This is a genomic window from Streptomyces sp. NPDC000151, assembly GCF_040301705.1.
In the GTDB taxonomy this organism is placed as follows: domain Bacteria; phylum Actinomycetota; class Actinomycetes; order Streptomycetales; family Streptomycetaceae; genus Streptomyces.
The window spans coordinates 50444-64597 of record NZ_JBEPFC010000011.1 but is presented as its reverse complement, the minus strand read 5'-3'; the positions used below and the strand labels follow the sequence as shown (position 1 = coordinate 64597).

At 68.7% G+C, this 14154-nt stretch carries 11 protein-coding genes; all 11 read right to left on the bottom strand.

The features are described 5' to 3' along the window. Positions 1–48: 48 nt before the first annotated feature. The 11 genes from ABT381_RS06010 to asnB all read right to left on the bottom strand — a co-directional run bounded on the left by ABT381_RS06010 (position 49) and on the right by asnB (position 14150). Positions 49–1140, bottom strand: a complete 1092-nt coding sequence (locus ABT381_RS06010) for a sugar ABC transporter substrate-binding protein (RefSeq protein ID WP_351588344.1) — start codon at positions 1138–1140, stop codon at positions 49–51. Positions 1141–1311: 171 nt separating this feature from the next. Continuing rightward, positions 1312–2511, bottom strand: a complete 1200-nt coding sequence (locus ABT381_RS06005) for an ROK family transcriptional regulator (protein WP_351588341.1) — start codon at positions 2509–2511, stop codon at positions 1312–1314. Positions 2512–2755: 244 nt separating this feature from the next. Next, complete coding sequence (locus ABT381_RS06000) at positions 2756–3619, bottom strand: carbohydrate ABC transporter permease (protein ID WP_351588338.1); 864 nt, start codon at positions 3617–3619, stop codon at positions 2756–2758. Next, complete coding sequence (locus tag ABT381_RS05995; RefSeq protein WP_351588335.1) at positions 3619–4566, bottom strand: carbohydrate ABC transporter permease; 948 nt, start codon at positions 4564–4566, stop codon at positions 3619–3621. The genes ABT381_RS06000 and ABT381_RS05995 overlap by 1 nt, the downstream gene beginning before the upstream one ends. Before the next feature lie 33 nt (positions 4567–4599). Further along, complete coding sequence (locus tag ABT381_RS05990; RefSeq protein WP_351588332.1) at positions 4600–5862, bottom strand: extracellular solute-binding protein; 1263 nt, start codon at positions 5860–5862, stop codon at positions 4600–4602. Positions 5863–5892: 30 nt separating this feature from the next. Further along, positions 5893–6783, bottom strand: a complete 891-nt coding sequence (locus tag ABT381_RS05985) for a carbohydrate ABC transporter permease (protein WP_351588330.1) — start codon at positions 6781–6783, stop codon at positions 5893–5895. 22 nt (positions 6784–6805) lie between these two features. After that, positions 6806–7720 carry a carbohydrate ABC transporter permease gene (locus ABT381_RS05980; RefSeq protein WP_351588418.1) on the bottom strand — a complete coding sequence of 305 codons (915 nt, stop codon included), beginning with the start codon at positions 7718–7720 and terminating at the stop codon, positions 6806–6808. A 187-nt stretch (positions 7721–7907) separates the two neighbouring features. Then, the gene (ngcE, locus tag ABT381_RS05975) at positions 7908–9338 is read right to left on the bottom strand and encodes an N-acetylglucosamine/diacetylchitobiose ABC transporter substrate-binding protein (protein WP_351588327.1); all 1431 of its coding nucleotides are present in this window, start codon (positions 9336–9338) and stop codon (positions 7908–7910) included. Positions 9339–9692: 354 nt separating this feature from the next. Continuing rightward, positions 9693–11006 carry a UDP-glucose dehydrogenase family protein gene (locus ABT381_RS05970; protein ID WP_351588415.1) on the bottom strand — a complete coding sequence of 438 codons (1314 nt, stop codon included), beginning with the start codon at positions 11004–11006 and terminating at the stop codon, positions 9693–9695. 13 nt (positions 11007–11019) lie between these two features. Beyond that, complete coding sequence (locus ABT381_RS05965) at positions 11020–12279, bottom strand: MFS transporter (RefSeq protein ID WP_351588325.1); 1260 nt, start codon at positions 12277–12279, stop codon at positions 11020–11022. A 38-nt stretch (positions 12280–12317) separates the two neighbouring features. Then, the gene (gene asnB, locus ABT381_RS05960) at positions 12318–14150 is read right to left on the bottom strand and encodes an asparagine synthase (glutamine-hydrolyzing) (protein WP_351588324.1); all 1833 of its coding nucleotides are present in this window, start codon (positions 14148–14150) and stop codon (positions 12318–12320) included. Positions 14151–14154 lie beyond the last annotated feature (4 nt).

Sequence of the window (14154 nt, the reverse complement as noted above, 5' to 3'; positions counted from 1 at the left end):
CTGCCCGGCGGCCCGCGCCACCCAGGGCGCGGGCCGTCCGGGGGAGGGCTACTTGATGCCGGCTTCCTGGCACGCCTTCTTGTAGTCCGCGGTGCAGAGCTGGCTCGCCTTGTACACCTTGTCCTTGATGATCGTGTCCTTGATGTCGTCCTTGGTCACGATCTGCGCGTCGTACAGCTTCGCCGGGATGCCCTTGACCTCGCCGCTGAGGCTGTCGACCTTGTCCGGGGTGACGGAGCCGATCTTCTCGCCCTTGAGGAGCTTGACCGCGACCTCGGCGGTGGTCTCGGCCTGCGGCTTGATCTGCTTGTAGATCGTGAAGGACTGCTCGCCCTTCAGGATCCGCTGCAGACCGGCCAGCTCGGCGTCCTGGCCGCCGACCGGGACGTCGACGCTGCGCTGCTTCAGCGCGGTGAGGATGCCGCCGGCCATGCCGTCGTTGGCGGAGTAGACGGCCTGGAAGCCGTCCTTGCCGAGGGAGTCGATCGCCGAGTTCATCTTCTTGTTGGCCTCGTCCGGCGACCAGTCCGGGATGTCCTGCTCGTAGACGATCTTCTTGACCTGCTTGTCGAGGACCGTGTGCGCGCCCTTCTTGAAGAAGGGGGCGTTCGGGTCGGTCGGCGAGCCGTTGATCATCACCACGTTGGCGTTCTTGGCGTCGCTGCCCAGGGCCTTGACCAGGCCCTCGCCCTGGAGGCGGCCGATCTTCTCGTTGTCGTAGGACACGTATGCCGAAATGTCGCCCTCGGCGAGGCGGTCGTACGCGACGACCTTGACGCCCTTCTTGGCGGCCTGGTTCACCCAGGACTTGGTGGCCTTGAAGTCGACCGCGTCCAGGATGATGACCTTGACGCCCTGCGTGATCAGCGCGTCGAACTGCTTCTTCTGCGTCTCGGTCTCCTGCGCGGCGTTGTTGTACTTCACCACGCAGTCCGCGCAGAGCTCCTTGATCTTCGCCTCCATCAAGGGGCGGTCGAAGGTCTCGTAACGCGTGGTCTTGTTCTCCGGCAGCAAGAGGCCGATGGTCTTCTTGTCACCACCGCTGTCGCCGTCGCTGCCGGCCTTGCCGCAGGCGGCCACGGTCGCGGCCATGGAGACCGCGGTGGTGGCTATGACGACGCGACGCACAAATGCGTTCATGGGGATGGCCCTCCCTGACATGGCCGCGTCCTTGCGGCCGAGGTGCTTGGAGTCAACTCGGCCGCTCGCAGGGCGTCAAGGAGTAAATCCTTAACGAGATGACAACGGTGCCATCCGTTAGCTGTGTGAACTCAGAGTGCGCCCCAGCACCGGTGGGGCGCCTCTCTTGCTTCAGACAATGGCGGGAGCGTCCACGGCGAGCGTGCCGTCCAGCAGCGTGGAGTCCCCCATTTCGCTGAGCACCAGCGCCAGCGCGCCCAGCACTTCGGCCCGGCCGCCCAGCGTGCCCGGTACGACGCCGAGCTGACGCGCCGCACTGGGGATGGCGTACCGCGACACCGACTCCCGGATCGGCCCGAGCACCAGCTCCCCGGCCTCCGCCAGGTCGCCACCGAGCACCACCCGGCTCGGATTCAGCAGATTGCACAGGTTCGCCACGCCGCTGCCGATGTGCCGGCCGACGTCCGCGATGACCCGGCGGCAGCCCGGGTCGCCGTCGCGCGCCAGCTGGACGACGCCCGGCATGGTCAGGTCCGGGCCGTGCCCCGGCTGGAGCAGCGGGAGGACGTACCGCGCCGCGGTGAAGGTCTCCAGGCAGCCGCGGTTGCCGCAGCGGCACACCGGCCCCGACTCGTCGAGCGTGATGTGCCCGATCTCGCCCGCCGTGCCGCCCGGGCCGCGGTAGATCTGCCCGCTGATCACCAGCCCGGCGCCGACGCCGCTGGCCACCTTGATGTACGCGAGGTCGGCGGCGCCCCGCCCGGCGCCCCACACCAGCTCGCCGAGCGCGCCGAGGTTCGCGTCGTTGTCGACGTGCACCGGCACGCCGAGCCGCTCCGAGAGCTCCTCGCCGGGGTTGGTGCCGGACCAGCCCGGCAGGATCGCGGTCGAGCCGAGCGTCCCGGAGACCACGTCGATCGGGCCCGGCACGCCGAGGCCCACCCCGACGACCTTGGAGCGGTCGATGCCGGTGGCCGCCACCAGCCGGCTGACCAGCTGCTCGGCCCGGTCGAAGCCCTCGGCGGCCGAGGCGTCCACATCGATCGGCTCGGACTCCTCGGCGAGCACCTGGTGCGCGAGGTTGCCGACCGCGACCCGCAGGTGGCTGTGGCCGAAGTCGACGCCGACCACGACGCCCGCGTCGCCGGAGAGCGAGACGGAGCGGGCCCGACGGCCGCCCGCGGAGGTGGGCGTGACCTCGACGGTCCCGCCGTCCTTCAGCTCCCGCACGATGTTGGAGACCGTGGCCGCCGAGAGCCCGGTGGTCCGGGCGATCTCCGCCTGGGTGAGCGATCCCGCCATCCTCACGGCGCGCACGACCCGCTCAAGGTTGGCCCGGTGCAGCGAGGACTGCGACCCCGGAGTCTCCATCGACTCATCCACTCCCGCCTGCCGCGGGCGGCACGACGACCGCCCGCCGGCCGGGCCACAGCAATGGGACCCGGCTTGTCTCCAACATGTGAATCTAAGCTGAGCCGCCCGGGTCCACTCCCGTCAAGTCCTCGACCACCGCAGGGCGCATATCCACGCACGACGGCCGACCCGCCGCGTGGACACGCCCCAGGGCCTCCCGTCGCCCGGCGGCGGAAGGCGGGGAGGCCCTGGGCGGAACGGGTTACTTCACCGAACCCGCCGTCAGTCCCGAGACCACGTGCCGCTCGATGAAGGCGAACAGCACGATGACCGGCACGATCGCCACCACGGAAGCGGCGAAGAGGTAGTTCCACTCCACGGTGTAAGCGCCGATGAAGTTGTTGATGCCCACCGTCAGCGGCTGCTTCTCCGGCTCGGTGGTGAGGGTGAGCCCCATCACGAACTCGTTCCACGCCGAGATGAAGGTGAAGATCACGGTGGTGACGACACCGGGCAGCGCGAGCGGCAGCGTCACCTTCGTCATCGCGCCGAACCGGCTGGTGCCGTCCACCATGGCGGCCTCCTCCAGCTCCGGCGGGATCGAGCCGATGTACGCCGTCAGGATCCACACCGCGAAGGCCAGGTTGAACGCCGCGTTGGTGAGGATCAGCGTCCAGACCGAGTTGAGCATGTCCAGCTGGTGGAACTCCCGGTAGAGGCCGACGAGCAGCGCCGTGGGCTGGAACATCTGAGTGACCAGGACGAGCAGCAGGAAGAGCTTGCGGCCCCGGTAGCGCATCCGCGCCGTGTAGTAGGCGGCGGGCAGCGAGACCAGCAGCACGAGCAGCGTGGCGCCGCCCGCGACGACCATGCTCACCTGCAGGTTCTGGCCGAGCGCTGACTCCTTCCACACGTCGATGAAGTTCGCCCACTCGAAGTGCTGCGGCAGGTAGGTGCGGTCCCGCAGCTCGCTCTTGGGGCGCAGCGCGGTGACGACCATCTCCAGGTACGGCGCGAGGAAGAGCGCGGCGAGCGCCCAGGCGCAGACCGTGATGACAAGGGTGCGCGGCCGGAAGGTGCGCTTCGGCGCGCGGGCCGTGGGGCGGCCCGCCGTCGCGGTGGCCATCAGTCCTCCTCGTTCCACCGGCTGACCTTCAGGAAGATCAGCACGAGCACCACGACCATCCCGAAGTTGACCACCGACATGGCCGCGGACTCGCCGATGTCGGTCTCCTTCAGCTTGTACATGAACACCATGGTCGTGGAGGTGTCATAGCCCGGGCCGCCCTGCGTCATGGCCCAGATGATGGGGAAGGAGTTGAAGACGTTGATGAGGTTGATGACCACGCCGACGAGGAAGGCGGGCCGCAGCAGCGGCAGCGTGATGCGCCGGTAGGTCTGCCAGGGGCCGGCCCCGTCGATCCGCGACGCCTCGTAGACGTCCCGCGGGACGGTCTGCAGTCCGGCGAGGAGCGTGTACGTGGTGAAGGGCAGCGAGACAAAGACCGCGACGGCCATCATCCACGGCCAGGCCGTGCCCGACCGGCCCAGCCAGTCCCTGGAGCTCTCGATGAGGCCGAGGTCCAGCATCAGGGTGTTGAGCACGCCGGCCGTCTGGTTGAGCATCCACTTGAAGCCGATCGCGGTCATCAGCACGGATGCCGCCCAGGGCGCGATGAGCGCCCAGCGTGTGATGCGGCGCCCGGGGAACCTCTGGTTGAACAGCTGGGCGAGGGCCAGCGAGAGCAGCATCGTGACGGCCACGACGACGACGGTCCACACCGCCGTCCAGAACAGCACGGCCCCGAAGTCGCTCTCCTCGAAGAGCTTCGCGAACTTGTCGGTCCCCGCGCCGCCGCGCACCTTCCCGGCGATGGAGATGTTGAGGAACGAGGTGCGGATCAGCTCGACGACCGGCCAGACGACCACGGCGAGGATCAGCAGAACGACGGGCGCTATCCAGGGCAGCGGTCCGAGCCTGGCGAGACCGCCAGGGCGCCGCACCGGCCTGCGTACGCGCCCGGACCGTCCCCGGCCGGCGTCGGCCGGGGACGGCGGGGCCTTCACTGACACAAGTGCTCCTTGCGAACGGGTGCGTGCGAGCCGTTACTTGGCGTCGGCGGCCGCCGACTCCGCCTTCTTCTGCAGGTCGCCGAGGACCTGCTTCGCGTCGCCGGCGACGGCCTTGCCGCCGGTCTTCTTGATCTCGGCCGAGACGACGTCCCAGGAGGTGTCGCCCAGCGGGTAGAACTTGGCGTTCGGCAGCACCTTGAAGAAGGGCTCCAGGTCCTTGTGCTTGCCGTTGGACTGCATCGTCTTGAGCGCGTCCTGGGTGACCGGCATGAGGTTGTACATCTCGTCGAACTGCAGCATCTTCTTGGAGTACGTGAAGTCCAGGAACTTCTTCACGCCCGCCTTCTCGGCGCCGCCGTCCTTGAACGCCATCATCCAGTCGGCCACGCCGAGGGTGCTCTTCAGCGGCCCGTCCTTGCCCGGAATGGGCACGACTCCGTAGTCGACCTTGCCCTCCTTGGCCATCTGGATCAGGCTCGGGTGGCCGTTGAGCATGCCGACCTTGCCGGCCGCGAAGTCGGCGAAGGCCGTCTTGCGGTCGGTGGAGGCGGGGTTGGCATAGGTGAGACCGGGCTTGACCAGGTTGGTCCTGAGCCAGTCGAAGGTCTCGGTGTTCTTGGCGCTGTCCAGGGTGTACTTGCCGCTCGCGTCCGTGTAGCCGCCGCCGTTGCCGAGCTCCCACATCATCGTCTCGCCCTGGGTCTCCTCGGGACCGAGCGGCAGGGCGTAGGGGATTTCCGCGGCCTTGGCGGACTTGATTTTCTTGGCGGCGGCGGCGAGCTCGTCCCAGTTCTTGGGCGGTGTCTTCACCCCTGCCTTCTTCAGCACGTCCTTGTTGTAGAACATCACGCGGCTGGAGGAGACCCACGGAATGCCGTACTGCGTGCCGTCGACCTCGCCGGCCTTGGCGAAGGTGGGAATGAGGTTCTCGCGCGTCTTGGGCGAGAGCACCTCGTCCGCCTTGTAAAGGAGATCGTCGGCGACCTTGTCGGCGTAGCCGCCGGTCTGCAGCAGATCCGGCTCGTTGCCCGCCTGGATCATGTTCTTCACGGACTTGTCGATCTCATTCCAGTTGATCACCTGGACATCGACCTTGTAGCCCTTGTTGGCCTTTTCGAATTCCTTCTTGACGTCGGCCCAGTACACCTTGGAGGCGTTGGACGCCTTGTCCCCGTAATCGGCGGCGACGACCTTGATGGTCTTGCTGTCGCCGCTGTCACTGCCGCCACCACAGGCGGAAAGTCCCAGTGCCATGGCGCTCACTACCGCACCGGTGGCGATGATTCGCTTGTTCATGGACAACCCTTCGACATCGGTAAGCGCGCCTTACTTGAGGGCGCCGGCGGTCAGGCCCGCCTGCACCTGGCGCTGGAAGACCACGTACACGACGAGCACCGGGAGCATGGCCACCGTCAGGCCCGCGAAGAGCGCGCCCCAGTCGCCGCGGTAGCCCTGTGAGACCGCCAGCGAGGCGAGCCCCTGCGGCAGCACATAGCTCTTTTCCTCTTCGTTGTTGAGCAGCAGCGGCAGCAGGTACTGATTCCACTGGCCGAGGAAGTTGAAGATGCCGATGCTGACCAGGCCCGGCTTGGCCATCGGCAGCATGATCTGGAAGAAGGTGCGGGTGTGCGAGGCGCCGTCGACCATCGCCGCCTCCTGCACGCCGGTCGGCAGCGTACGGAAGAAGGAGGTGAGGAAGAAGGTGGTGAACGGCAGCGAGTACGCGATGTACGCGATCATCAGGCCGGGGCGGGTGTCGAGGAGGCCGAAGTTCTCCATGACGGCGAAGAGCGGCACCAGCGCGAGGATGACCGGGAACATCATGCCGCCCGCGAACAGCATGAAGACGACGCGGTTGCCCGGGAAGGTGAAGCGGGCGATGACGTAGGCGGCCATCGAGCCGAGCAGCATCGTGCCGGTCAGCGATCCGGCCAGGATGACCAGGGAGTTGAGGGTGTAGCGGCCGATGTTGGCCTCGTTCCACGCGTGCCTGAAGTTCTCCCAGTGCAGCGAGGACGGCCAGCCCATCGGGTCGCTGAGGATGTCGCCCGAGGTACGGAACGACGTCACCGCGACCCAGACGAGCGGGCCCGCCGCCATCACCACCCACAGGAGCAGGAAGGCGTGCGAGAAGACGTTGAGGGTGGCGCTCTCGGCGCCGCGGCCTCGGCGGCGGGCACCCCGGGCGGGGGCCGTTTTCTCGGGTGTGGTGGTCATGGCGATGTGGCTCCCGCGCTCGTCAGTATTCGATCCGGTCGCGGTTCCCGATCCTCATGATGATCAACGAGAAGATCACGCTGAGGACGAGGAGCACGACACCGATGGAGGTGGCGTAGCCGTACTGGCCGTCGCGGAACCGTTCGTAGAGGAAGACCGGGGTCACCTTCAGGGCGTTCCCCGGCACCATGACGAGGACGATCGCGAACGAGTCGAGCGCCTGGATGCCCATATAGATCCAGCCGGTCCGCACGGTGTCCCAGGTCAGCGGGAGCGTGACGCTGAAGAAGGTGCGGCCCCGGGCCGCGCCGTCCAGGAGCGCGGCTTCGTAGATGTCCTTGGGGATCGCGCCCATCGCCGCCGAGAACAGCACCACGTAGAAGCCGACGAAGCTCCAGGAGAGCACGGTGAGCACCGCGATGAGGGCGAGGGTGTGGTTCCCGCCCAGCCAGGCGGGGCCGGCCACACCGGCGGATTCCAGGGCACCGTTGAGCAGGCCGCTGTTGGTGCTGAAGACCCGTCCCCACACAACGGCGATGATGGCGACGGAGAGGACCTGCGGGAAGAAGTAGACGACCTTGTAGAGCGAGGAACCGGCCACGCCCGCCACGGCCTGGCCCCTGCGGTGCCGGCCGCCCGCCGTGAGCATGTAGGCGAAGAACATGCCCAGGACGAGCGTGATGAGCGGGGCGATGACGAGCAGCGTGAGGCTGGTCGTCGCGGAATCCCAGAACCGCTCGTCGTGCCACATCTTCACGAAGTTGCCGAGGCCGATGAAGTTCGCCACCGGCCCGCCGGACCAGTCGGTGAACGAGTAGTAGATCGCCTGAATGAAGGGCGAGATGACGAAGACCGCGTAGAAGGCCAGCGGCACGACCAGGAAGCCGGCGATGAAGCGGTACTTGTCGAGCGTGCGGTATCTGCGGTCGTTGCGCACTCTCTCCGGCGTGAACCGGGGCGGGAGGAGAACCGCCGCGAGAAAGAGCAGCCGCCCCGGCGCCGAGGTCTGCTGTGCTCCGCCGTAACCCGTCCTGCCGGGCGAGGACTTGTTGTCCGCCCGTGTCTGTGCGCTCACGCCGCCCCGATTCACCGCTGTTGTCCCCGTGCTCCGTACTGTCGCCCCGTCAGCCCTTCTTGACCTTGGTGATGTCGGGGTCCTTGGCCACGCGGTCGGACGCCTTCTGCATGGCGTCCATCACGCCCCGCACCGACAGGTCACCCACCATGAACTTGGCCATGGCGCTGTCGAAGTCGTTCGCGAAGAGCTCCTCGTACCACTCCTTGAAGAACGGGATCACGACGTTGTCGCCGGCGGCCGTGAGCGCCTTTTGCGCGCTGTCGACGCCGGGCGGCAGATCCATTCCGGCGATCGCACCCTTCAGGGCCGGGATCGAGGAGACCTCCTTGAAGAAGTTCTGGGCGGCCTTCTTGCTGTACATCATCCGCAGCCACTCCATGCCGCCCCGCACGTTGACGGCCTTGGCCGGAACGACGAAGGGCTCGCCGGGCGGGGCGTAGAGCGTGCCGAACGGCATCTTGTCGCTCTTGTCCAGCGAGGGGGTCGCGCCCACCGCCATCCTGAAGCCCTTCGGAGTGGTGTCCTTGGCCTCGTTCTCCACCCAGGAACCGTCGGGGATGAAGACGCACCTGCCCTTGGTCCAGGCGGTCTGCATCTCCGTGTGGGCGTCCTGTCCGTCGAAGCCGGTCAGCACGTACTTCTTGGCGATCAGTTCCTCGAACGCCTCCAGGACGGACTTCACCGCGTCGTGCTTCCAGGCGTTCGGCTCCAAGTAGTCCATCGCCTCGACGACTTGCCGCCCTCCCACCTGAGCGAACATCGCGTACATGCTGAAGAGCATGTACCGGGCGTGGCCGCCCGGATAGCTCCAGCCGTGGATGCCCTTGGACTTGGCCTTGCGGCAGACAGCGAGCATCTCGTCCCAGGTCTTCGGATACTCCATGCCCAGCTCGTCCTCCAGGAGCCGCTTGGAGTACCAGTTGCCGTACACGGTCGTGGCGATGTTGAGCTGGTAGCAGCCCTTGGTGCCAAAGGCGCCCATCTCTTCCATGCCCGCTGCGAGCGTGTCGCGCACCTTCACACTCGGGTCGTCCCACGAGGGCGCGTCGAGCAGCTCGGTGAGGTCGGCCACCTGCCCGTTCTTCACGAGCTTGCCGAGGTTCATCTTGTCGGCGCCGGAGTTATTGATCACGTCAGCGGTCGGGTTGCCCCGGATGATCTTCGGCTGCAGCTGGGTCGCGATGCGCTCCGTGGCCTTCTGCGACGGCTTCGCCTTGGGGTACTTCTCCGCGTACATGTCCGTGACGTACTGGGCGTACTTGTCCCCGTAGCCGCCGTTGAAGATGTACACGGCGAGGCCCGCGTCCGTCTTCACGCCGAGCGGGTTGTCCTTGCTCTTCTTGCCCTTCTCGGCCTTGTTCTCCTCGCTGCCGCCGCTGGCGCAGGAGCTGAGGGCGCCGATGGCGGGCACCGTGAGAAGACCGGCCGCCGCGGCCCTCTTCATCACGTCACGACGGTTGAGTCTGCTGGATCCCATGCTCAAGTCCTCGCCTTCTGGACTCAGGCGGTGAACCGGACCCTCCCCGGCACCGCGGTGGTGTGAAGCTGGGGTCGTACGGTGCTGCTGTACTGCTGTGCCTGTTCCGGGGCCGGTGACAAGGAAGGGCCCGCACGGCTCGCATCGCTGCTCGGACGCTTTCCCCTGCCCCCTGCCCGGGTCCGCGTTCGGCTGAACGGCCATGCTGACGCCGACAGGTATAGTCCTCTCCCCACGAACTGGGCAAGATCGAACGCAGGTTTGCAGGCCGGTCTTGTCCGAGTTGAGACCTCACGGTGACGGCCGTCCCGCTGCTCCGCTACCCCGCCAGTGCGCCAGGGGGGCGAGCCCCGGTCAAGGGCGGCCCAGGGCCCGGTAATGCCATCCGGCCTTCCGCCAGACAGCCGGGTCGAGGGCGTTGCGCCCGTCGAGGACATGGCGCACCGTGACCACCGCGCCGAGCTCCGCGGGGTCCAGGCGCACGAACTCCTGCCACTCCGTGAGCAGAAGCAGCACGTGTGCCCCACGCGCCGCTTCCGTCGCCGAGGTGGCGTAGCTCAGCTCGGGGCATGCCTTGCGGGCGTTGTCCAGCGCGACCGGGTCGTACACGGACACCCGCCCGCCCTGCCGCTGGATCTCCCCCGCGACGTGGAGCGCCGGCGAGTCCCGGATGTCGTCGGAGTCGGGTTTGAAGGCAGCGCCGAGGACGGCCAGCCTGCGGCCCGCGAAGGACCCGCCCGCGAGGTCCCGGGCGAGATCCACCGTGCGGTCCCGGCGGCGCAGGTTGACCGCGTCCACCTCGCGCAGGAACGACAGCGCCTGCCCGGCGCCCAGCTCATCGGCGCGGGCCAGGAAAGCGCGGATGTCCTTGGGCAGGCAGCCACCGCCGAAGCCGAGTCCGGGGCGGAGGAAGCGCCCGCCGATGCGATCGTCGTAGGACATGGCCTCGGCGAGCTGCACCACGTCCGCTCCGGCCGCTTCGCACACCTCGGCCATCGCGTTGATGTAGGAGATCTTGGTGGCCAGGAAGGAATTGGCGGCGGCCTTGACGAGCTCGGCGGTGGCGAAGTCGGTGACGACGAAGGGGACTTCGCCGAGAGGCGCGTAGATCTCGCGCAGCACCTTCTCGGCGTACCGGGTACGGAGGCCGAGGACGACGCGGTCCGGGCCGAGCGTGTCCTGGACGGCGAAGCCCTCACGCAGGAACTCGGGGTTCCACGCCAGGTCGACCCGGTCACCGGCCGGCGCGAGCCGCCGCAGTCGGCCCGCGAGCCGCTCCGCCGAACCGACGGGCACGGTGGACTTCCCGACGACCAGGCACTCCCGCGTCAGATGGGGCGCCAACGCGTCGACCGCCGCATCGAGCTGCGAGACGTCGGCCGCGTACTCGCCCTGTTTCTGCGGCGTGCCCAGGCACAGGAAATGTACGTCGCCGAACTCGGCCGCCTCCTGGTAGGAAGTGGTGAAGCGCAGCTTTCCGGAGTCCAGCCCGCGGCGGAGCAGCTCGTCGAGACCTTCCTCGTGGATGGGGAGCCGACCGGCGCCGAGCCGGCGGATCCGGTCCTCGTCGATGTCCAGCCCCAGGACCTCGTGGCCCAGTTCCGCCATGCACGCGGCGTGGGTGATGCCGAGATATCCGCTGCCGATCACCGTCATGCGGTACCGCATGGACAAGCCCCAATCATGTGCTGGTCGCGTCGAGGGAGGGAGTGGCCGGCGCGGGCCGCGGTCGCTCCGGCGCGCGCAGGAGCCGGCGGATGGGGGCGACGGCGATGAGGGCCGCGGCACAGCAGAAGCCGATCACCGTGGCGACCATCAGCATCCGGTGGACGCCGAAGGCCGTGCTGGCGGGGCCCGCGATCATCTGCCCGATCGGCACGGCGAGGATCGAGCCCGCGATCTCGTAGGCGGACACGCGGTTGAGCCGGTCCTCGGGAATCTGGGTCTGCATCGTGGTGGCCCACTGGACGCCCCAGAACGCCCAGCCGATGCCGCTGATCGCATACCCGAGCATGAGCAGCGGCTGGGCCGGGACCAGGGAAGCGGCCAGCGGCATCAGCGGGAACAGGAACATCGCGAGCCCGCCGCCGAAGAGCGGCCGGGACGGGCGGATCCGGATCGCCAGCACACCCCCGAGGACGCAGCCGGCCCCGAACGCGCCCTCGGCGTAGCCGAACGCGGCCTTGCCGTGCGCGTCGGTGATGGAGGCCGCGCCGAGCGGCGTGATGGGGCCCCAGACGAACATCCCGAGCATCCACCAGATCAGGATCACCGCCCACAGCCAGGACCGGGACCGGAACTCGTCCCAGCCGGTACGCAGATTCGCCAGCGTGGAGGCCGACCGGTCCGGCTCGAACCGGGGCAGCCGCAGCGCCACCAGGCAGACCCCGCTGACCGCGAAGGTGGCGGCGGTCGCCGCGAACGCCACGGCCGCCGACGTGGTGGCGACGAGCAGCCCGGAGAGCGCGGGCCCCGCCATCGTGGACATCCCCTGGGCCACCCGCAGCACCCCGTTGGCCTGCTGCGGGTCGGCGGCGACCTGGGGCACCAGGCTGGTGACGCCCGGCTGGAACATCGCGGTCGCGGTCCCGCCGAGCACGGACACCGCGAGGATGAACCACAGCGGCGGGTGCCCGAGCCAGAAGTACGCCGCGAGCGAGCCGATGAGCAGGAACCGGACCGCGTCCGCGGCGATCATCTGCGGCCTGGGGTGGAACCGGTCGGCGAACACCCCGCCGAAAACGACGAAGAGGGCGAACGCCCCCATCCAGGCGCCGAGCGCGAACCCGACCGCGCTGACCCCGTATCCGAGGGAGAGCAGCGCGACCGACATGGCGACCGGGAGCATCGCGTCACCCAGCATCGACGCGATGCGGGCGGTGAAGTAGCCGCCGAAATTCCAGGTCCACAGGCGGGCCGGCGGGGCGAGGGGCGTGATCATTCGGGCATCCTTTGCACGGAATTCAGGCTGGAGAACTCTCAGAGGTCCATCCGCACCCCGTAGGTGCGCAGCCAGCTCTCCGTCTGGAGTGCCGTCTCCAGAGCCGCCCGGCTCACCCCGCTCTCCAGCGCGGCCGCGCCGCTCCCCGCCACCGCTGCCCTGAGTCCGTCGGAGAGCAGCGGAGCGATCGGGCTGTCCGGGTCGCGTACGACGGCCACGAGCCGGTCGCGGAGCACGCGGTCGTAGGCGGTGTCCCGGAGGTTGGGATAGGGGGTCTTGACGCGCATCGCCACCGGCTCCGGGAGCAGGTCCTTCATGACCGCGCGCAGCAGGCTCTTCTCCCGGCCGTCGAAACCCTTCATGGCGCGGGGGATGTTGAAGGTGTACTCGACGAGCCGGTGGTCGGCGAAGGGCACCCGGATGTCGAGCCCGGACGCCATGCCGAGCCGGTCGAGGCGGTCGAAGAGAACCCGGGAGTGGCGGGTGTGCGCCAGGTAGGTGACCTCCCGGTAGCGCGCCTCGTCCGCGTCGTCGAGGTGGTCGGCCGCCGCGATCTCCGCGACCGCGGCGCTGTGGGAGTCGCGCTCGTACGTGGCCAGGTCGAGCTTGCCGAGGAGGCCGGGGTCGAAGACCGACTCGTAGCCCTGGAAGCGCGGCCTCCCCTCGGCCACCCAGGGGAAGGTACTGGTGGAGATCCACTCGGAGAGGCGGTTCCAGTTGTATCCGCCGAACACGTCGTCGCCGCACTCTCCGGAGAAGGCGACGGTGGCGTGTTCTCGCGCGGCGCGGAACAGCAGATGCAGGGAGGCGTACTGGTCGCCCTTGTTGATCGGCACGTCGTAGGCGGCCAGGACGGAGGCCCGCAGTGCCGGGTCGAGCAGGTCGAGGTCCTTCAGGGAGATCTCGCCGTGGTCCGTGCCGACGTGCTCCGCCAGCATCCGCGCGTAGAGGTGGTCGTCGTTGCCGGCCTTCCCGTCGGGGTCGTGGTCGTTGACCGCCAGCGAGCGGACGGGGCCGATCCCCTGGGCGCGGGCCGTCTTCGCCTCCAGCGCGGTGAGGGTACTGGAGTCCAGGCCGCCGGAGAGCAGCGCGCACGGCGGCGCTTCGCCCACCATCTGCTCGGTGACGATGGTCTCCAGCAGGCCGCGGACGGTGTCGATCGTCCGGTCGAGGGATTCCGTGTGGTCCGCCACCCGCAGTCCCCAGTAGCGCTTCTCGACCGTGCCCGCGCGCGTCACCCGCACCGTGTGGCCCGGGCGGACCTCCCGCATGCCGCGGAAGATCGCGTGCCCTGGCACCCGGGCGACCGAGAGGATGTCGCGCAGCCCCTCGGCGTCGACGGCCGCCGAGAAATCGGGATGGGCGAGGATCGCCTTCGGCTCGGAGCCGAAGAGCACCCCGGCCGGCGTGATCGCGTAGCACAGCGGCTTCACGCCCATGCGGTCACGGACCAGCAGCAGTTCCTCCCGTCGTACGTCCCAGAGAGCGAAGGCGTACACACCCTCGAGCCGCGTGACGAAGTCCGGCCCCCACTCCCGGTGCGCGTGCAGGGCCAGCTCGGCGTCGCCGCCGGCCCTGAGGTCGTGGCCCGCCGACCGGAGCCGGGTCCGCAGCTCCTGGGCGTTGTAGAGCCGGCCGTTCCAGGTCAGGACCGTGCGCGGGCCGGAACCGGCATCGAGGACCAGGGGCAGCTCGCCCCCTTCGGCCTCGGCGGCGGACCGCCGCCGGTGGCCCAGCGCGGCGTGCCCGGACAGCCACACGCCTTCGCCGTCCGGACCGCGCCGGGCCAGCGTGGCCGTCATGTCCTGTACGACGTCCCGCTCCCGCGCCACGTCGCGGGAGAAGTCGACCCAGCCAGCTATACCGGACATGCCG

What these genes read in the sequence shown, in the direction of transcription:
- ABT381_RS06010 (WP_351588344.1), bottom strand. Translation starts at nt 1,140, where the DNA reads ATGAACGCATTTGTGCGTCGCGTCGTCATAGCCACCACCGCGGTCTCC.
- ABT381_RS06005 (WP_351588341.1), bottom strand. Translation starts at nt 2,511, where the DNA reads ATGGAGACTCCGGGGTCGCAGTCCTCGCTGCACCGGGCCAACCTTGAG.
- ABT381_RS06000 (WP_351588338.1), bottom strand. Translation starts at nt 3,619, where the DNA reads ATGGCCACCGCGACGGCGGGCCGCCCCACGGCCCGCGCGCCGAAGCGC.
- ABT381_RS05990 (WP_351588332.1), bottom strand. Translation starts at nt 5,862, where the DNA reads ATGAACAAGCGAATCATCGCCACCGGTGCGGTAGTGAGCGCCATGGCA.
- ABT381_RS05985 (WP_351588330.1), bottom strand. Translation starts at nt 6,783, where the DNA reads ATGACCACCACACCCGAGAAAACGGCCCCCGCCCGGGGTGCCCGCCGC.
- ngcE (WP_351588327.1), bottom strand. Translation starts at nt 9,338, where the DNA reads ATGGGATCCAGCAGACTCAACCGTCGTGACGTGATGAAGAGGGCCGCG.
- ABT381_RS05970 (WP_351588415.1), bottom strand. Translation starts at nt 11,006, where the DNA reads ATGCGGTACCGCATGACGGTGATCGGCAGCGGATATCTCGGCATCACC.
- ABT381_RS05965 (WP_351588325.1), bottom strand. Translation starts at nt 12,279, where the DNA reads ATGATCACGCCCCTCGCCCCGCCGGCCCGCCTGTGGACCTGGAATTTC.
- asnB (WP_351588324.1), bottom strand. Translation starts at nt 14,150, where the DNA reads ATGTCCGGTATAGCTGGCTGGGTCGACTTCTCCCGCGACGTGGCGCGG.